The 18,056-nt window shown below is 77.2% G+C and carries 17 protein-coding genes; 4 read left to right on the top strand and 13 right to left on the bottom strand.

What is annotated here, in order from left to right; all coding sequences use genetic code 11:
- Positions 1–67 precede the first annotated feature (67 nt).
- From RM780_RS02140 to RM780_RS02115, 6 genes are read right to left on the bottom strand one after another with little or no spacing between them, the layout of a single operon-like run.
- On the bottom strand, positions 68–1,453 hold the full coding sequence (locus RM780_RS02140) for an 8-oxoguanine deaminase (RefSeq protein ID WP_311628670.1): 1,386 nt from the start codon (positions 1,451–1,453) through the stop codon (positions 68–70).
- 29 nt (positions 1,454–1,482) lie between these two features.
- Positions 1,483–2,403 (bottom strand): factor-independent urate hydroxylase, encoded by a 921-nt coding sequence (gene pucL / locus RM780_RS02135; protein WP_311628669.1) that lies wholly within the window; start codon positions 2,401–2,403, stop codon positions 1,483–1,485.
- A gap of 7 nt (positions 2,404–2,410) precedes the next feature.
- Positions 2,411–3,301, bottom strand: coding sequence for a 2-oxo-4-hydroxy-4-carboxy-5-ureidoimidazoline decarboxylase (gene uraD / locus RM780_RS02130; protein WP_311628668.1), 891 nt, complete (start codon positions 3,299–3,301; stop codon positions 2,411–2,413).
- Positions 3,302–3,332: 31 nt separating this feature from the next.
- Positions 3,333–3,701, bottom strand: coding sequence for a helix-turn-helix domain-containing protein (locus RM780_RS02125; protein WP_311628667.1), 369 nt, complete (start codon positions 3,699–3,701; stop codon positions 3,333–3,335).
- Positions 3,698–3,994 carry a hypothetical protein gene (locus RM780_RS02120; RefSeq protein ID WP_311628666.1) on the bottom strand — a complete coding sequence of 99 codons (297 nt, stop codon included), beginning with the start codon at positions 3,992–3,994 and terminating at the stop codon, positions 3,698–3,700. Before RM780_RS02120 ends, RM780_RS02125 begins: the two co-directional genes overlap by 4 nt.
- 32 nt (positions 3,995–4,026) lie before the next feature.
- Complete coding sequence (locus tag RM780_RS02115) at positions 4,027–4,386, bottom strand: DUF5955 family protein (protein WP_311628665.1); 360 nt, start codon at positions 4,384–4,386, stop codon at positions 4,027–4,029.
- 425 nt (positions 4,387–4,811) lie between these two features.
- On the opposite strand from RM780_RS02115, the gene RM780_RS02110 reads away from it, so the two are divergent.
- On the top strand, positions 4,812–5,438 hold the full coding sequence (locus RM780_RS02110) for a hypothetical protein (RefSeq protein WP_311628664.1): 627 nt from the start codon (positions 4,812–4,814) through the stop codon (positions 5,436–5,438).
- Between the two features lie 54 nt (positions 5,439–5,492).
- Here RM780_RS02110 and RM780_RS02105 read toward each other — a convergent pair whose 3' ends face one another.
- The 5 genes from RM780_RS02105 to RM780_RS02085 are packed head-to-tail and all read right to left on the bottom strand — an operon-like array spanning position 5,493 to position 11,590.
- Positions 5,493–6,602 (bottom strand): winged helix DNA-binding domain-containing protein, encoded by a 1,110-nt coding sequence (locus RM780_RS02105; RefSeq protein WP_311628663.1) that lies wholly within the window; start codon positions 6,600–6,602, stop codon positions 5,493–5,495.
- Entirely contained in the window at positions 6,547–7,755 is a 1,209-nt protein-coding gene (locus RM780_RS02100; protein ID WP_311628662.1) for an XdhC family protein, read from the bottom strand. Before RM780_RS02100 ends, RM780_RS02105 begins: the two co-directional genes overlap by 56 nt.
- 3 nt (positions 7,756–7,758) lie before the next feature.
- A complete protein-coding gene (gene pucD / locus RM780_RS02095) occupies positions 7,759–10,209 on the bottom strand; it encodes a xanthine dehydrogenase subunit D (RefSeq protein WP_311628661.1) in 2,451 nt (816 codons plus the stop codon).
- A 2-nt stretch (positions 10,210–10,211) separates the two neighbouring features.
- Positions 10,212–10,697 carry a (2Fe-2S)-binding protein gene (locus RM780_RS02090; RefSeq protein ID WP_311628660.1) on the bottom strand — a complete coding sequence of 162 codons (486 nt, stop codon included), beginning with the start codon at positions 10,695–10,697 and terminating at the stop codon, positions 10,212–10,214.
- Positions 10,688–11,590: an FAD binding domain-containing protein gene (locus tag RM780_RS02085; RefSeq protein ID WP_311628659.1), complete on the bottom strand. Its 903-nt coding sequence runs from the start codon at positions 11,588–11,590 to the stop codon at positions 10,688–10,690. The genes RM780_RS02090 and RM780_RS02085 overlap by 10 nt, the downstream gene beginning before the upstream one ends.
- Positions 11,591–11,847: 257 nt before the next feature.
- Between RM780_RS02085 and RM780_RS02080 the strand changes: the two genes are divergently transcribed.
- Positions 11,848–13,647 (top strand): PucR family transcriptional regulator, encoded by a 1,800-nt coding sequence (locus RM780_RS02080; protein WP_311628658.1) that lies wholly within the window; start codon positions 11,848–11,850, stop codon positions 13,645–13,647.
- 27 nt (positions 13,648–13,674) lie between these two features.
- On the opposite strand, the gene RM780_RS02075 is transcribed toward RM780_RS02080, so the two are convergent.
- Positions 13,675–14,730 carry a DUF3533 domain-containing protein gene (locus RM780_RS02075; RefSeq protein WP_311628657.1) on the bottom strand — a complete coding sequence of 352 codons (1,056 nt, stop codon included), beginning with the start codon at positions 14,728–14,730 and terminating at the stop codon, positions 13,675–13,677.
- Positions 14,731–14,927: 197 nt separating this feature from the next.
- Here RM780_RS02075 and RM780_RS02070 point away from each other — a divergent pair, with 197 nt between their 5' ends.
- Entirely contained in the window at positions 14,928–15,713 is a 786-nt protein-coding gene (locus RM780_RS02070; protein WP_311628656.1) for a hypothetical protein, read from the top strand.
- Between the two features lie 470 nt (positions 15,714–16,183).
- Here the strand turns inward: RM780_RS02070 and RM780_RS02065 are convergent, their stop codons facing one another.
- Positions 16,184–16,960, bottom strand: a complete 777-nt coding sequence (locus RM780_RS02065; protein ID WP_311628655.1) for a GntR family transcriptional regulator — start codon at positions 16,958–16,960, stop codon at positions 16,184–16,186.
- A gap of 159 nt (positions 16,961–17,119) precedes the next feature.
- Between RM780_RS02065 and RM780_RS02060 the strand changes: the two genes are divergently transcribed.
- Entirely contained in the window at positions 17,120–17,953 is an 834-nt protein-coding gene (locus RM780_RS02060; RefSeq protein WP_311628654.1) for a (2Fe-2S)-binding protein, read from the top strand.
- The last annotated feature ends 103 nt before the right edge of the window (positions 17,954–18,056 follow it).

The following is an 18,056-nucleotide window of genomic DNA, read 5'->3' as shown; positions in this document are numbered from 1 at the left end:
GGGCGGGCCCCGCGGGCAGCGGGGCCTCCCCGGCCCAGGTCCTCCCGCCTCCCCCGCCCGGGAAGGGCTACGCGTCCGCGGCCAGGCGCGCCAGGCGGCGGGACTGGGTGCGGGCCTCGGCGGCGATGGTGTCCTCGTCTGCGGTGCGCAGGCGGCCGTTCTCCACGACGGGCAGGCCGTTGATCAGGGAGAGCGTGACGGGGGCGGGCGGGCCGAAGACCAGGGCGGCGACCGGGTCCGCGATGGTGGAGTGGCCCAGGCCGTCCAGGCGCCACAGCACGAGGTCGGCCAGCTTCCCCGGCTCCAGCGAGCCGATCTCCGCCTGGCGGCCCAGCACCCGCGCGCCGCCGGCCGTGCCCAGGCGCAGCGCCTGGCGGGCGGTCAGGGCCTTCTCGCGGTGCGGGCCCAGACGGCTGATCAGCAGGGCGTTGCGCAGCTCGGTGTGCAGCTCGCCCGCCTCGTTGGAGGCCGTGCCGTCCACGCCCAGGCCCACGGGAACGCCCGCGGTCAGCATGTCGGGCACGCGCGCGATGCCGGCGGCCACCCGGGCGTTGGAGGAGGGGCAGTGGGCCACGCCCGTGCCGGTGCGGGCGAAGGCCGCGATGTCGGCGTCGGACATGTGCACGCAGTGGGCCATCCACACGTCCTCGCCGAGCCAGCCGGTGGACTCGAAGTAGTCGGTGGGGCCCATCCCGAACAGCTCGTGGCAGTACTTCTCCTCCTCCACGGTCTCCGAGCCGTGGGTGTGCAGCCGCACGCCCAGGCGGCGGGCCAGGGCGGCGGCCTCGCGCATCAGCTCGGTGGAGACGGAGAACGGCGAGCAGGGGGCCACGGCCACGTGCAGCATCGAGCCGGGCGAGGGGTCGTGGTGCTCGGCGACCGCGCGCTCGCTGGCGGCCAGCGCCTCCTCGGTGGTCTCCACGGCGAAGTCCGGGGGCAGGCCGCCGTCGGAGGCGCCGCGGTCCATGGAGCCGCGGGTGGCGGTGAAGCGGACGCCCAGCTCGCGGGCGGCGCGGATCTCCGCGCCGAGCAGGTCGCCGGCGCCGCGCGGGAAGACGTAGTGGTGGTCCATGGCGGTGGTCACCCCGCCGCGGGCCATCATCGCCAGGGAGCCGCGGGCGGCCGCGTGGACCATCGGCTCGTCGATCCGGGCCCAGATGGGGTAGAGGGTGACGAGCCAGTCGAAGAGGTTGCAGTTCTGGGCCAGGCCGCGGGTGAGCCACTGGTAGAAGTGGTGGTGGGTGTTGACCAGGCCGGGGGTGGCCAGGTGTCCCGCCGCGTCCACGCGGCGGGCGACGCCGGGCAGGTCGCGCGGGGCGGGGCCGGGGCCCACGGACTCGATGCGGTTGCCCGCCACGACGAGGTGGCCCTCGGCGTGCTCGGTGCCCTCGGCGTCCACGGTGGCGATGGCGCAGTTCTCGATGACGATCCGCCGGGCGGTGGCTGCGGTCACGTCGGCCTCCTCGGGTGTCGGGCGTCGCGTCAGAGGTTGGTCAGGTCGGCGGGGATGCGCGCCGGGGCGCCCTCGCGCAGCACCGTGGCCTCGATGAGGCCGTAGGGCCGGTCGGCCGCGAAGTAGACGGCCCCGTCGGGTCCCTCGTTCTTCATGCCGAAGGGTTCCAGGTCCACCACGAAATGATGCTTATTGGGCAGGGAGAGCCGTATCTCGTCCACGCCCGGCAGGTTCTCGATCACCTGAGAGCCCATCCGGAAGAGGGTCTGCTGGAGGGAGTACGAGTAGGTGCGGGCGAACGCGCCGAGCACGTGGTCGCGGGCGGAGGCCCAGGCGGCGTCCCAGTCCGCGGCCGGATCGGCGTCGGGGGGCGTCGCGGCGCCGTGCCGCCACACGGCGGTGACGTCGGTGGCCAGGATGCGGTCGCGGGTCTCGGGCAGCGTGGTGTAGCGGTCCCTGAGGTAGCCGTGGAACTCGGAGTCGGTGGTGTTCATGACCGTCAGGCCGGTGACGCCGGAGAGGGTTTCCCACTCCGGGGCGTCGCCGGTGGCGTCGTGGGTGATCTGCGCCGTGCGGGTCTCGCGCCCGGCGCGGACGAAGGAGTGCGCGCCCTCGCCGGGGGTGGGGATGCGGTCCCAGGCGTACTCCTGGACGCGGATGCGGGCGCGGTGGATCGTCGGCTGGGAGGCGACGAAGTGGCGGGCGAGCAGGGCGGCGAACGCCTCGGGCGAGGCGATGCCGTGCTCGCGGGCGAAGGCGAAGACGGTGTTCTTGGCGGTGTCGGTGGTCAGCACCGCCGCGTTGGAGCCGGAGCGGTGGACGTCCTCCATCGCTCCGGAGAGGGCGACCGAGACGTTCAGGTCGCGCACGTGGTGCGTGGCGCCGTCCCGGAGGACGCGGACGACGCGCACCTCCGCCTTGCCGTACTGGTTCTGGCCGAGCGTGGGCATGGGCGGGTCAGCTCCCTCGGTAGACGGAGTAGCCGTACGGGCTGAGCAGCAGGGGGACGTGGTAGTGCTCGCCGGGGACGACGGCGAAGGACACGGCCGCCTCGGGGAAGAAGGCCGGGGGCGCCTCGCGGCCGGGCGCCAGGTGCGCTCCCGTGGCGAAGGTGAGCCGGGCCAGACCGGCGCCGCCGGGCAGCGGGGGCAGGCCGGCGCAGCGGCCGTCCGCGTCGGTGCGGGCGGCGGCGTGCGCGATCCAGGCGGGGCCGCCGCCGGGCCCGGGGGCCGCGCCCTCGACGGCCACGGCCAGGGACACGGCCACGCCGGCGGCGGGGCGCCCGGCGGCGGTGTCCAGCACGTGGGTGGAGACGGTGGCGGCGGAGTCGGCAAGGCGGGTCAGCCGCAGGGCGTTGATCTTGGCCAGCTCGGCGCGGACGACCTCGCGTTCGGCCTCGGGCGGGTTGGCCATCCGGGCGCGCAGGGCGTCGCGCATCCGCTCGCCGCTCAGGCCGGTGGCGCAGATCAGGAAGACGTGGCCGAAGCGCTCCTGGTAGGCGAGGTTGAGGTCGGTCATCTCGGCGCGCAGGGCCTCGGGGGCGTCGGCCATGCCGCGCTGCTCGCGGGCGGAGGCCGGGTCGCCGGGCTCGGGGCGGCCGATGGGCGGGTGCGCGGCGAGGGCCTCGGCGAGCGCGGCGGGGTCCAGGGCGGCCGTGGCGGCCTCGTTGGCGGCCAGCAGGGCGGCGGCGTCGGGGAACGGGCGCGCGGCGGCGAGGCGTTCGGCCCAGGCGCGGGAGGCGCACACCCGGCGCAGGGCGGCCAGGACCGCGGGCCGGCCCGCGGCGTTGAGCCAGGCCAGGCCGCGGTGGGGGCCGGGTTCGGGCGGGGTGGCCGGGGGCTGGGTCATGAGGACAGCTAAGCCGCAGCCGCCCCACTCGTCAACATTTTGTTGAACGATTGAGGTAGTTGTAGACCGTGAACCGGCTGACGCCCAGGGCGCTCGCCACCGTCTCCACGCCGTGCCGCATCGCGAAGGCCCCGCGGGTCTCGAGGCTGCGCACGACCTCCTGCTTGGCCGCCCGGTCCAGCTCGGCCAGCGGCCTGCCGTGCCGCCGCTCCAGGTCGGCCAGGATGTGCTCCAGGGAGTCCGACAGGTGCGGCAGCCGCACCGCGACCACCGCCGCACCGGCCCAGGCCAGCACCACGTCGTCCTCCCCGGCCTGGCCCGGGCCCACCAGCTCGCCGCCGATGGCGTCCACCAGCGGCTTGATCGCGGCTATGAACGCCTGGCCGTCGGTGCCGCTCATGTCGCTCCCTCCTCGTCCCCGGCCTCCTCGTCACCGGCCGGGCCGTCCCCGGCCCCGCCGAGGACGTTGACCTGGAGGGTGATGCGGGTCGCCCCCACCGCCAGGGTCCGGCGCAGCAGGTCGTTCACCGCGCCGAGCACGGCCTCCGCGGGGCCTTCGGCCGTATTGCCGAACGGCCCCACGTCCACCGCGCCCAGCCGCGCGTCGCGCACCACCTCGCGCGCCACCAGGGCGTGCGGGGGCGGGCTGTCCAGGTCGAACGGCTCGGTCGTGAACTCTATTCTCAGGCGCACGCCGCCAACCTACGCCGCCGCGCGCGCGACGCTCACCGCCCCCACTCCGTGGACCGCCCCGCCCCCAGGGAGGAGGGGTGCGGCCGGGCGTACGCGGTGTGCTGGTGCGGGACGCCGAACAGCTCGACGGCCTTGCGCAGCTGGTGCACCGCCGGGGCCAGGGCGCTGACCGAGCCGACCGCCGCGGCGATCAGCAGCAGCGCCTGGCCCAGCGCGGCCGTGTCGGGAATCTCGGCGGCCAGGATGCCGTCGAGCGTGCTCAGCTCTCGGTCGGCGACCTCGCGATCGGCGAGCGCCGCCTGGTATCCGCGCAGGTCCCTGCGCAGCCGGTCCACGGCCGCGCGCAGGGACAGCAGACGGGGATCAGTCCCGCGGGACGGGACACTCCGCATGATGTGGGCGGTCTCAGCTTCTCCTGCCGACACTCGACCCTCCCCTGCCGTCTTCATCGACGCTGGAAGCGTCCGCCGGCGACCGCGCCGCGGGTGGGCGACGGGACGGCCGGAGGACCGAACAAGGAAAGTAAATATCACCGTGCGCGCATCGCGCCATACAGAGGGCGAGTCGCCTTGTCACCCGCTGATGAGGAGGGGTCGTCCCGGCGGGGTGGTCCCGCCCGGAATCCGTACGTCGAGCATATGCCTGCGGAACGCCGGGGGCGTCGGCGAGACTGTGTGGATCTCGTCGACAAGTTCCTTGCCTGGAGCGCCAGATGACGAAAAGTGTGCCATCGCGGTGTCCGCTGTGCCGCCGGGAGCACAGCTACGTCCCGCCGGAGTACCCGTGTGCGTGCGGAGCCTCCCTCACCGTCCCCCCGATGCCCGAGAGTTCACTCGTTCCGGTGCGTCACCGGTCCTGGGACGGACTGTGGACGGAGGTGGAGTGCGCGGCCTGCGGGCGGCGCGGGCAGCGGCCCCGCCCGGAGTTCCCCTGCGGCTGCGGGGCGCTGCTCCGGCTGGTGCCGGCCGTTCCCGGCCCGGCGCAGCCGCCGCCCGAGGAGGAGGGGCCCCCGGACGACGGGGCCCCGGCGGAACGGCCGCTGGTGGAAGGGCCGCTGGGCGGGCCAGGGGACGCGGTGGCCCGCGCGGCGCGGTTCCTGCGGCGGCTGGGCTTCCGGGAGGTGCGCGGGGGCGCGGCGCCGCGCGCCGGGGCGGGTGTGGACCTGCGCGGCCCGGCCGTGGTGGCGCAGGTCAACTCCTCGGCCGCGCCCACCGGGGAGCGGGCGATAGAGACGCTGTGGCTGCACGGCCTGGTGGAGCCGGCCGTGGCGGTGGCGTTCTCCGTGCCCGGGTACGAGCCGGGGGCCGTGCGGCGGGCCGGAGTCCTGGGGCTGCCGCTGTTCGCCCTGGGCCCGGCGGGCGGGCCGCGCCCGCTGAACGCCCCCGCCGAGGCGCTGATCCGGGACGGGGCGCGCGAGGAACGGGAGGAGCGCGAAGGGAGCTGACGCGCCGCGCGCCCGGCCGGAGGGCGGGCGGCAGCGCGGCGGGGAGCGCGGGCCTCAGCCCGCCTCCCAGCGCAGGTCGTGCGCGGCTCCCGGGGCGTGGAACGCCAGCAGCCGCACGCCCTCTTCCTCCAGGCCGGCGCGCTCCCCGGCGGTCAGGGGGCCGAAGGGCGTGAGGGAGAGCGTTGCCGAGCCCGCCTTGGCGTCCGCCTCCAGCCGCCAGAGGCCGCGCACGAAGCCGTCGGCCAGGAAGACGGGGAAGGCGCGGTTGGCCGCCCAGGTGCGGGACTTGGCCTCGTCGGAGATGACGCGGGTGCGGTCCGCGTGCCCGATGAGGAGATTGTCGTACTCGGGGAGGAAGCGGGCGGGCGCCGGGCCGTCCTCCCCGGGGCGCGGCGCGTCGGGCAGGTCGTACAGCTCGACGCCGGCCGCGTCCCGGTAGCGGACAAGGCCCGGGGCGAGGCGGTCGAAGACCTCGCGCAGCCGCGTCAGGCCCGACCAGGTCTGGGCGTCCTTGACCGAGGCGGGCCCGAAGGCGGCGAGGTAGCGCAGGACGAGGGCGTCGGGCGCAAGGCCGGCGGCGAGCGGGGCGCCCAGCCAGGACTCGGCGGTGGTGTGCCGGGCCGCTCCTCCGCGCCGCCACAGGCCGCGCGGAGGGACCTGCACCAGGGGAAGGTGGTGGCGGGCGCACTGGGCGAGGGCCTGCGGGTCGGCCCCTGGCCACTCGGGGGCCAGCGCGGCGCCCAGCTCCTGGAAGGTGCGCGGGCTCTCCTCCACCAGCGCGCGGGCGCGGCGGGCGACGGCCTCCTGGTCGACGCCGGGCAGCTTGCGGCCCCAGTTGGAGCGGAACGGCCGCTCGTGCGCGGCGCGCAGCACCGGCCGCAGGGCCAGGCAGTCGGCGGCGGTCACGGTGTGGATGGTGGAACGCAGGAGGCTGACGCGGACGAACTCCCGCGCCTCCAACCGGCGGGAGAAGTCCTCCGGGTCGAAGCCGGCCAGCCGCGCGAAGAGCGCGGTGTAGTGGGTGCCGGGCACCTGGGTCTGGAGCCCGACGAGGTGCTCGACGGCCTGCGCGGCGGTCAGGGAGGAGCGCCGCAGGAGCATCTGCCGGTCAAGCAGCGCGCGGTTGAGCGCGCGCAGGGAGATCAGAGGGGCGTCCGTGGTCATGTGCCGACCCTACGGTGGCGTCCGGGATCCGGGGGTGGATGGGCCTGCTGGTGGCGGTGAGGGGCGCGCCGGTGCCGCCGCGGCGGAGGGCGACGATCTCGGCGGCGATGGACAGCGCGGTCTCCTCGGGGGTCCTGGCGCCCAGGTCCAGGCCGATCGGCGAGCGCAGGCGGGCGAGTTCGGCGCCGGTCAGGCCGGCCTCGCGCAGCCGCCGCAGCCGGTCGTCGTGGGTGCGGCGGGAGCCCATGGCGCCGACGTAGGCCAGCGGCAGCCGCAGGGCGCGGGCCAGCAGCGGCACGTCGAACTTCGGGTCGTGGGTCAGGACGCACACGGCCGTCCTTCCGTCGGGGCGCGCGGGGCCCGCGAACTGCGCGTCGAGGTAGCGGTGGGGCCAGTCCACGACCACCTCGGCGGCGGCGGGGAACCGCTCGGGCGTGGCGAAGACGGCCCGCGCGTCGCAGACGGTGACCCGGTAGCCGAGGAAGGAGCCTGCGCCGGCCAGGGCGGCGGCGAAGTCGACGGCGCCGAAGACCAGCATCCGGGGCGGCGGGAGGCTGGACTCCACCAGCAGCGTCACCGGCTCCCCGCACCGGCCGCCCGCGTCGCCCAGCTCCACCGTCCCGGTGCGCCCGGCGGCCAGCAGGGCGGCGGCCTCGGCGGCGGCGGTGCGGTCCAGCTCCCGGCCGCCGCCCAGGGTGCCCTCGGCCGTGCCGTCCCCGCGGACCAGCAGCGCGCCGCCCGCCGCCGCGGCGGGCCCGGTGACCACGCGCGCGAGGGCGGCCGTTTCCCCCGCCGCGGCGCACTCCAGGGCCGCGGACAGCAGCGGGCGGGCGGGGCCGTCGCCGCGGACAGGGGTGACCAGGACGTCCAGGGCGCCGCCGCAGGTCAGGCCGACGGCGAAGGCGTCGGCGTCGCTGTAGCCGAAGTGCCCGGTGCGGGGGGCACCCTCGGCCAGGGCCTCCTGGCACAGCTCGTAGACGGCGCCTTCCACGCAGCCGCCGGAGACGCTGCCCAGGGCGGTGCCCGCCGCGTCCACGGCCAGAGCCGCGCCCGGGGGGCGGGGGGCGCTGCCGCGGACGGCGACGACGGTGGCCACGGCGAAGTCGCGGCCCTCGCGGCACCAGGCGGCCAGCTCCCGCGCGATCTCCAGCACGGCTCAGCCCTCCCGTTCCGGGCCGCCGGCGGGCCCGAGCGCGGCGGGGTCCTCGTCGATGAGGTGCTCGGGCCGGACGGGGACGCGGGCCAGGGCGCGGCCCGTGGCCTGGCGGATGGCGGCGACGACGGCCGGGGTGGAGGAGAGGGTGGGGGCCTCACCGACGCCGCGCAGGCCGTAGGGGGCGTGGTCGTCGGCGAGTTCGAGGACGTCCACCGGCATGCTCGGGGTGTCGAGGATGGTGGGGATGAGGTAGTCGGTGAAGGAGGGGTTGCGGATGCGGCCGTCCGGGCCGACGACGATCTCCTCCAGCACGGCCAGGCCCAGGCCCTGCGCCGAGCCGCCGTGGATCTGGCCCAGGACGGCGCGGGGGTTGATGGCCCGGCCCACGTCCTGGGCGGCGGCCAGCTCGACGACCCTCACCAGCCCCAGCTCCGTGTCCACGTCCACCACGGCCCGGTGGGCGCAGAAGGAGTACTGCACGTGCCCGAAGCCCTGCCCGGTCTCCCGGTCGAAGGGCTGGGTCGGCCGGTGGCGGAACTCCAGCTCCAGCTCGACGGCCCCGCCCGGCCCCTCCCCCAGCACGTCCGCCAGGGCGGCCAGCGCCTCGCCGTCCCGGGTGACGACCTTGCCGCCCTCCAGGCGCAGGCCCTCGGCGTCGGGCAGCCCCAGGCGCTGGGCCGCGCGCCGCAGCACCTCGGCGCGCACGTGCCGGCAGGTGTTCCGCACCGCGCCGCCGGTCATGTAGGTCTGGCGGGAGGCGGAGGTGGAGCCGGCCGAGCCGACGCGGGTGTCGGCGGGGAGGATGACGACCTGGGTGACGCCCAGCTCGGTGCGGGCGATCTGGGCGTGGACGGTGACGCCGCCCTGGCCGACCTCGGCCATCGCGGTGTGGACGGTGGCGACCGGCTCGCCGCCGCTGACCTCCAGGCGCACGCGGGCCGTCGAGTAGTCGTCGAAGCCCTCGGAGAAGCCGACGTTCTTGATGCCGACGGCGTAGCCCACACCCCGGACGACCCCCTCGCCGTGGCCGCTGTTGGACAGGCCGCCCGGCAGGGCGCGGATGTCGGTGGAACGCTCGCCGGAGGGCCCGGCGCTCTCCCAGGGGCGCTCGGGCGGCAGGGGCCGTTCCTTGACGCGGCGCAGGAGTTCGGCGACGGGGGCGGGGGCGTCGATGACCTGGCCGGTGGGCATGGACGAGCCCTGGGAAACGGCATTGAGCTGCCGCAGCTCGACGGGGTCCATGTCCAGGGCGGCGGCCAGCCTGTCCATCTGGGCCTCGTAGGCGAAGCAGGCCTGGACGGCGCCGAAGCCGCGCATCGCTCCGCAGGGCGGGTTGTTGGTGTAGAGGGCCAGGGCCTCGACGTGGGCGTTGGGCACCTCGTAGGGGCCCAGGGCCAGGGAGGCGGCGTTGCCGACGACGGCCGGGGAGGAGGAGGCGTAGGCGCCGCCGTCCAGCACGATCCTGGCGCGGACGTAGAGGAGGCGGCCCTCGCGGGTGGCGCCGTGCTCGTAGGCCAGGCGGGCGGGGTGGCGGTGGACGTGGCCGAAGAACGACTCGTGCCGGTTGTAGACGATCTTCACCGGGCGGCCGGTGCGCAGCGCGAGCAGGCAGGCGTGGGCCTGCATCGACAGGTCCTCGCGGGCGCCGAACGCCCCTCCGACCCCGGCGAGGGTCAGGCGCACCTTCTCGGGGGGCAGGCCCAGGACGGGGGCGAGCTGGCGGTGGTCGACGTGCAGCCACTGGGTGGCGATGTAGAGGTCGACGCCGCCGTCCTCGGCGGGGACGGCGAGCCCGGACTCGGGGCCGAGGAACGCCTGGTCCTGCATGCCGACCTCGTAGGTGCCGCTGACCACGACCTCGGCGCGGGCGGCGGCGGCCTCGGGGTCGCCGGTGAGGACGGGCTGGCGGTGGACGACGTTGGGGTGCGGGACGTGGAGGTCGCCGACGAGTACGCGGTCGGCGCGGTCGGGATGCAGGACGGGGGCGTCGGGGGCGGTGGCCGTGGCCTCGTCGTGGACGACGGGCAGTTCCTCGTAGCGGACCTCGATGAGCGCGGCGGCGCGGCGGGCCGTCTCGGGGTGGTCGGCGGCGACGAGGGCCACGGGCTCGCCCTCGTAGCGCACGACGTCGCGGGCCAGCACGGGCTGGTCCTGGATCTCCAGGCCGTAGTGGGTGGCGGCGGGCAGGTCCTCGTGGGTGAGGACGCAGCGCACGCCGGGCACCGCGAGGGCGGCGGAGACGTCGATGCCCAGGAGGCGGGCGTGGGCGTGCGGAGAGCGCAGGGTGTGGCCCCACAGCATGTCCTCGTGCCACAGGTCGGAGGAGTAGGCGAACTCGCCGGTGACCTTCAGCGTTCCGTCGGGGCGGGGCGCGGAGTCGCCGACGCGCCCGCCGGCGGGGCCGGTGCCGGCGCGCTGGGTCAGGCCCGTGGGGGCCGGGACGACGCCCATGGTCAGGCCGTCCCGGAGGTGCGGGCCGCGGCGAGGCGGACGGCGTCCAGGATGGCCTCGTAGCCGGTGCAGCGGCAGAGGTTGCCCGAGAGGGCCTCGCGGATGTCGGCGTCGGCGGGGTGGGGGTTGCGGGCCAGCAGGTCGTCGGCGGCCATCAGCAGGCCGGGGGTGCAGAAGCCGCACTGCACGGCGCCCGCGTCGACGAAGGCCTGCTGCACCGGGCCGAGCCGGGTCTCGCCGCCCTCGCGCGCGGCCAGGCCCTCGACCGTCTCGACCTCCCGGCCCTCGGCCTGCCCGGCGGCCACCAGGCAGGCGCAGACCAGGTCGCCGTCCAGGCGGACGGTGCAGGAGCCGCACTCGCCCTGCTCGCAGGCGTTCTTGGAGCCGGGCAGGCCCAGGCGCTCGCGGAGCACGAACAGCAGGCTCTCGCCCTCCCAGACGTCGTCGGCCGTGCGGGGCCGGCCGTTCACGGTCAGGTTCACGCGCACGCGGCGTCTCCCCTCGGTGCCGGGTCCGCGGCGTGCGCGGCCCAGGTCCAGTGAAGGGTGCGGCGGGCCAGCACCCGGATGGCGTGCCGCCGGTAGGCGGCGGTGCCGCGCACGTCGTCGATGGGCGCGCAGGCGGTCGTGGCCAGCCGGGCGAACTCCCCGGCGGCGGCGGGCGGGACGGGGCGGCGGCTCTCCCAGTGGCCGCCCTCCTCCAGCACCCCGGTCAGGAACTCCTCGGCGGCCGTGGCCCGCACGGGGGTGGGCGCGGCCGAGCCGATGCCGGTGCGGACGGTGCGGGCGGCGGGGTCGAGCGCGAGGGAGAAGGCGCACACGGCGATCACCATGGCGTTGCGGGTGCCGACCTTGGCGAACTGCTGCGGGCCGCGCGCCGCGGTGACGTGGACGGCGCGGATCAGCTCGTCGGGCGCCAGGGCGTTGCGCTTGGGCCCCAGGAAGAACTCCTCGACGGGGATCAGCCGGGTGCCGCGCACCGAGGCCGCCTCCACGCGGGCGCCGGAGGCCAGCAGCGCGGGGTGCGCGTCGCCGGCCGGGGAGGCGGTGCCGAGGTTGCCGCCGACGCTGCCGCGGTTGCGGATCTGCGGGGAGCCGACGGTGTGGGAGGCCAGGGCGAGGGCGGGCAGGCGGGGGCGCAGGCGGGCCACGATCTCGCTGAAGGGGACGGAGGCGCCGAGGACGACCGTTCCGGCCTCCCGGTCCTCGTGCCAGGAGCGCAGGCCGGGGACGCGGCCGAGGTCGAGCAGCCGCTCGGGGCGGCGGCGGGCGAAGTTCAGCTCGACCATCAGGTCGGTGCCGCCGGCCAGGGGCACGGCGTCGGGGTGCGCGGCCTTGAGGGCCAGCGCCTCCTCCCAGTCGGCCGGGCGGAGAAAGTCCATCGAAGCGGGCTCCGGGTCGGTGCGGATCGGTCGGGGTGCCTCCAGTACAGCGGGCGCCCGGCCCGTGACGGCAGTCACGGAAGGACCGAAGCTCTCCGTCGGCACGGTGCTCATTCTTGTAGATTCGTACGAAGAAATGGCGTCGGCAACCACAAGGCCCCCGGCGCGCAACGTCCGGGACATCCTCCGGCGCCCGGGAGACCCGCGCCGCCGGGGGCCTCCGGGCCGGAGGCGGGCCGGAGGACGGAGGCGGCGGCGTGCGACTGCGGGCCCTGCGCGAGGAGCCCTGGCCCGGCCTGCGGCTGCTGAGCGGGGACGCCGCTTCGCTGGAACGGCCGGTGCGGGGCGTGATGACCACCGACCTGCGCGACCCCAGCCGGTACCTCAACGGCGGGGAGCTGGTGCTCACCGGCCTGGCCTGGTGGCGCGGCCCGGCGGACTCCGAGCCGTTCGTGCGCATTCTGGCCGCGGCCGGGGCGGCCGGACTCGCCGCCGGGGAGGCCGAGTTCGGGCCCGCGCCCGACGACCTGGCCGCCGCCTGCCGGCGGCACGGGCTGCCGCTGTTCGCGGTCCCCGAGGAGGTCGGCTTCGCGGACCTGACCGAGTACGTGGTCCGCCGCGTCTCCGCCACGCGGGCCGGCGACCTGGCCGCGGTGGTCGACCGCCACCGCCGCCTGATGTCCCCCGCGCCCGGGGGCGGCGGCCCGCAGGCCGTCCTCGACCTGCTGGCCTCCGACCTGGACCTGCGCGCCTGGCTCCTCTCCCCCACGGGCCGGGTGATCGCCTCGGGCGGCGGCCCGGCGGACGAGCGGACCGCCGGCGGCGCCGCCGAGGAGGGCAACGCCGGCGGCGGGGCGCCGTTCCCCGCCTGGTGGCCCGGGGCCGCCTCCGTCGTGCGGGCGCGGGGCGGGCGGCCAGGGCCCTACCGGGCGGTCGTGGAGGGCGTCGTCCACTCCGTGTTCCCGGTGGCCTCTCCCATGGCCGCGCCCGCGCGGCTGACGGACCTCCCGCACCTCCCGGACCTCCCGGACCTCCCGGACCTCCCGGAGCGGGCCGAGCCCGCCACGCTTAGCGACTGGCTGCTCATCGTGCGGGCCGACGCCCGGGACTGGCCGGGCGAGCGGCTGGGGCTGCTGGAGGGCGTGGTCCGGCTGATCGAGGCGGAACGCGACCGGCGGGAGGCCGCGCGCGGCGTCCCCCGGCGGCTGGCGCAGGAGGTGCTGACGCTGCTGCGGGCCGGCGCGCCCGCGCCCGAGGTGGCGGCGCGGCTGCTGGTCGCCGGGCCCGTCCTCGTCCCGGGGGCGGGCCGCGCGGCGGCGGGCTGGCAGGTGGTGACGGCCCGTCTGGAGCCGGCGCCGGAGGGAGGGTCCCTTCCCCCGGCTGCCCGGACCGGCGGCCTGGCGCGCTCCCTGCTGGAGGAGCTGCTTCCGGCGCCGCCCGGCTCCCCGCCCGAGGCCGGCGCCGCCGTGGCGCACGAGGACGGCGAGGCCGTGGCCCTGCTGCCGCTCGGCGCCGCGGCCCCGGACGGCGAGGAGGCCCTGAGCGCGGCCCGGCTGCTCGCCCCCGCCCGCGAGGCGCTGGCCGAGGCCCTGGCCGCGGCACCGGGCGGGTCCTGGCGGCTGACGCTCGGCGTCTCGGCCGGGGTGCCGGGCGCGGAGGCGCTGCGCGGCGCGCTGGAGGAGGCGCGGCACGCGCGGCGGGTGGCGGCGGCCGGACCCGGGGCGGTCGCGGGCGCCGGGCACGAGGAGCTGGCCTCGCACGTGCTGCTGCTGCCGTTCGTGCCCGACGACGTGCGGCGGGCCTTCGCCTCCCGGCTGCTGGAGCCGCTGCGGGCCTACGACCGCAGACACCGGGCGGACCTGGTCGGGACGCTGCGGGCGTTCCTGGCCTGCGACGGCTCCTGGACCCGCTGCGCGGCCCGCCTCCACGTGCACGTCAACACCCTGCGCTACCGCGTCGGCCGCATCGAGCAACTGACGGGCCGGGACCTGACGCGCCTTGAGGACACGGTCGACTTCTTCCTCGCCCTGCGCATGGACCTCCCCGCCGGGGACTGAGGCCGGGGCGTGCGACCGGACGGGGCTTCAGACGAAGCTGAGCTCGTCCAGCGAGGAGCGCGGGGCCGAGCGGAAGCGGGCCAGGAGCAGGGTCAGGGCGGTCCCGGCCACCGCCCAGGCGGCCAGCACGAGCAGCGGCCCGAGCACGGCGTGGCCCTCGAAGTAGGCCACCGAACGGGCCGTCCACGTCCCGGCGCCCGGGATCAGCACCGGGCCGATGGCCTGCCAGAACGCCGGCAGCAGCGGGTAGGCGTACGGCCCGCCCGCGCTGGGGTTGCCCAGCACGACGACCAGCAGCAGCGCCAGGCCGATGCCGAACATTCCGAACAGCCCCTGGAGCGCCAGGGTCAAAGCCCCGGTGGCGAAGACCACCAGCGCGCCGGTGCCCGCGAGCGCCAGCACGCGCCCCGGAAGCGCCCCCAGCACCGGCCCGGCGATCACCGCCCCGGCCAGCCCGGCGGCCACGGCGTACCCGGCCAGCACCAGCAGCCGCCGGGCGGCCCGCCGCACGGTGGCCGGGCGGGCTCCGGCGCTGACGGCCAGGGCCGCGGCGACCAGGTAGCCGCCCACGCACCAGCCGATGATCAGGTAGAAAGCCGACAGGCCGCGGCTGTCGCCCCCGGCCGCGGGCGCCACGTCCCGCACCTCCACCTCGCGCCCCTCGGCCTCCGCGGCGCGGGTGACCGTCTCGCGCACCGCCTCGGCCAGGGCCGTTCCCCCGCCGGAGGCGACGTAGAGGGTGTCGGAGCGGCCCTCGGCGTCCACCACGTACGCGCCGTCCACCTCGCGGCGCTCCACCAGGCGCCGGGCCGCGGCGGCGTCGGAGGCGGTGCGCTCGGCCTCCAGCGGGTGCCCGGGCAGCTCCTCCAGGCCCCGGACGACCTCCGCTCGCCGGTCACCCGGGGCGGCCACGGCGATCGGCACCCGGTCGGGCCGCGGGTCGTGGAGGGCGCCGAGGTAGGAGGCGATGAACGCCAGGTGCAGCAGGAGGACGCCGAGCACCAGCAGCCCCGCCCGCAGTGTCACGGCGCCGCGGGCGTCGCCGGGGCCCGGGGACGGGCCGTATCCGGGTATCCGGTCCATACCCGGCATCCTGGGTGGCCGGGGGGCGGGGCGCACCCGCGGCGGGGCCGTTCGGCGGATGCTGCGCGAAACGCCTCGGACACCCTCCGTCTTGTGAACTCTTTCACTCACCCCTCTTCCGGGCGCGGGCGGGGACGTGCTGAGATGCATGCACACCAGGCACGGCCAGCCGTTCGACAGAGCGCCGGGAGGGCGATGTGACGGAGACCGCCGCACCACATCCAGCGAGGAGCACGGGCGGCGACCCGCTCGGCCATGCGGTGTGGCGGCTGCGGTCCCGGGGCTGCTGGGAGGACGCCGCGGCCCTGCTCGACGCGCTGGCCGGGAGCGAGCCGCCCGCGGCCCTGCTGCGGGCCGAACTGCTCGTCGAGCGCTGCATGTTCACCGGCGACGGCTGGGGCAGGGCGGAGGAGGCGCTGCGCGCGGCCGAGTCGCTGTCCCTGACGGACGAGGAGCGCGGCGCGGCGGCCTGCGAACGCGGCTACCTGGCCTACGCGGCCACGCTGCTGCGCGTGCGGGACCGGGCGGACGAGGCGCGGGCCGCGCTGGGGCGGGCGGCGGCGCTGCTGGCGCCGGATTCCCCCGGCCGGGCGCTGCTGGACTTCCGGCGCGGCCTGATGGCCCAGCACATGGCGGGCAACGCGCAGGCCGCGGAGGCCGCCTACCGCCGGGCGCACAATGCGGCGCTCTCGCGCGGGGACGCGCTGCTGGGCTCGTACACCTGGCGGCACCTGGCGGCGCTGGCGCTGGAGAACGGCGACGTGCCGGAGGCGCGGCACGGGTTCGCGGAGTCGCTGCGGCTGCGCGAGGAGGCCGGCTTCCTCGTTGGCATCGCCCCGGCACTGGTGGCGCTGGCCGAGGTCCAGCCCGAGCCGGAGGCGACCCGCCTGCGCGCCGAGGCCACCCGCCTCTTCCGCCTCCTCGGCGAGGTCCCCCGCTGGCTCTCGGCCCAGCTCACGCCCCCACCTTCGCCGACGGCCTGACGGCCCTGGGCGACACGGCGGCGGCTGGTCCCGTGGCGCCGGGAGCCGCCAGGCCCGCCGCGCGCCGGGGCGACGCCCCGTCACCCTGTGTCCGGAGCCCGCCGTTCCGGGGGCCACGCCCCGCCCTTCGGAGGGCCCGCTCCGCGCCGCGACGCCCGGCCTACGGGACCCTCCGCGGAGTGCCTTCCGGGGTCCCCCGGCGGGGCCCCCGGGGGATGAACGCCCGGCGCGCCGCGGGCGTTCGCCCTCGGACGGGTGGTCGCACGGCCGGTAGCCCGTGGCCGCGCGGCCCGTGAGCTGAACGGCCGGTGACCCGCGGCTCGTTGCCACACGCCCGTGGCCCGTGGCCCGTGGCCCGTGGCCCGTGGCCCGTGGCCCGTGGCCCGTGGCCCGTGGCCCGTGGCCCGTGGCCCGTGGCCCGTGGCCCGTGGCCCGTGGCCCGTGGCCCGTGGCCCGTGGCCCCAGGGACGCTACAGCCCCGGCCGGTTCGGGTCAGGGCCGAGGCCCGTCAAGTGTTCGCGGGCCAGGCGTTCGGCCGTGGTGAGGTCGCCGGCGCGGAGGGCGTCCAGGAGGGCCGTGTGCTCCAGCGCGTCCGCCAGCAGCTCGGCCGGGCCGGGGAGCGTGCCGTGGTCGGCGGGGCACTGGGCCTTGCGCTGGAGGTCCTCGGCCACCTGCACCAGGTGCCGGTTCCCCGTCATCCGCAGCAGCGCCAGGTGGAAGCAGCGGTCGGCCTCGGCGTAGGCGGAGCGGTCCCCGACCGAGGCGGCCGTGACGGTGGCGTCGGCCACCGGCCGCAGCTCCTCCCAGCGCTCGGGCGGCAGCGTGCGCCCCAGCCGCAGGATCGCGGGCACCTCAAGGGCCGCCCGCACCTCGGCCAGCTCCGCCAAGTCGCGGCGGCTGCGCCCGCAGACGCGGAACCCCCGGTTGGGCACGGTCTCCACCGCGCCCTCCACCGCCAGGCGCTGCATCGCCTCGCGCACCGGCGTGGCCGAGACGCCGTAGCGCTCGGCGAGCGCGGGGGCCGAGTACGTCTCGCCCGGCTCCAGCTCGCCGCTGGCCAGCGCGTCGCGCAGGGCGGCCAGCACCTGGGCGCGGACCGAGTGCCGCTCGGGCAGCGAGCGCGGCCGGACCGGGAGGGGCGGGCGTCCGGGGGCGGCGTCGGAGGACGGCCGGGCGGGCCGGTCGGCGACGGCGACCGGCGGAAACGACACCGGGAAGTCGACCGCGTCCGTTCGGGTGGGCTCCATGTGTCCGCTCCGTCCCCTCCTGCCCCTGATTCCAAGCGGTGTCTGCACCCTAGGGGCACGGGGCACCCCGAGGACACCCCCAACTTCCTTGATCGGCCGCCGGACCCTTCGGGTAAGGTAAGCCTTACCTGTCCGCAACGCCCCACGAACGGTGTCCCCATGACCGTCCCCGCTCTCGCCGCCGAGGCCCCCGCGACCCCGCTCGCGCCCGCCTTCGTGCGCGTCACGGAGGTGCTGCCCGAGCTGCGGATCACCGAGGAACGCCCGCGGCGCGGGCCGGGCTGGATCAGCGCGGCCGGACTGGCGGCGGGGGGAGCGGAGTTCGAGGCGTTCCTGGCCGCGGAGGACGCGCGGATCGAGGAGGAGTACGGCCGGCGCGCCCGCCCGGACGTGGTGGCCGCCTTCGCCCTGCACCGGTACGCCTGGCAGGCGGCCGTGCTGCTGACCATGCCGTGGTTCCTGCTGCGCCGGGTGCCCTCGGTCGCCCCCGGGGACGTGTCGTTCCACCGGGAGGGCGGGCGGGTGACGGTGCGCGCGGGGGCGTTCGCCTGCCTCCCGGACGACCCGGCGGCCGGCCACCCCGGCGCGCGGGTGGCCGGCGGCGAGGCGGCGCTGCGGAAGGCGGTGCGGGAGGCCGCGGTGGCGCACTTCGGGCCGCTGCTGGCGGCCTTCGGGCCCCGGATGCGGCGGGGGCCGCGGGCGCTGTGGGGCGCGGTGGCGGACGAGCTGACCGAGGCGCTGTGGTATCTCGGCGGGCTGCTGGACGAGGAGCGGCGGGCCGTCGAGGAGGCCACGGCCCTGCTGCCCGCCGGCACCCGGCCGTTCGGGCGGGGCGCGGCCTTCCGCGAGCTGCTCTCCCCGCGGGGCGAGGCGCTGCTGACGCGGGACCGGGCGAGCTGCTGCTTCTACTACACGCTGCGGCCGGACGACGCCTGCCTCACCTGCCCGCGGACCTGCGACAGCGAGCGCGTTACCCGCCTGACGGCGGGTTGATGCGGCAAGGAGATAACATTTATCGCCACAACGGCGATCAACTCTCCCCGCAATCTCACCCGTTGGGATGATTCCTTCCGAATTGGGCTGACGGCGGCTCGGG

This window comes from Streptomyces boetiae, from assembly GCF_031845405.1.
Taxonomy (GTDB): Bacteria; Actinomycetota; Actinomycetes; order Streptomycetales; family Streptomycetaceae; genus Streptomyces; species Streptomyces boetiae.
This window is presented reverse-complemented; position numbering and strand designations above follow the sequence as displayed.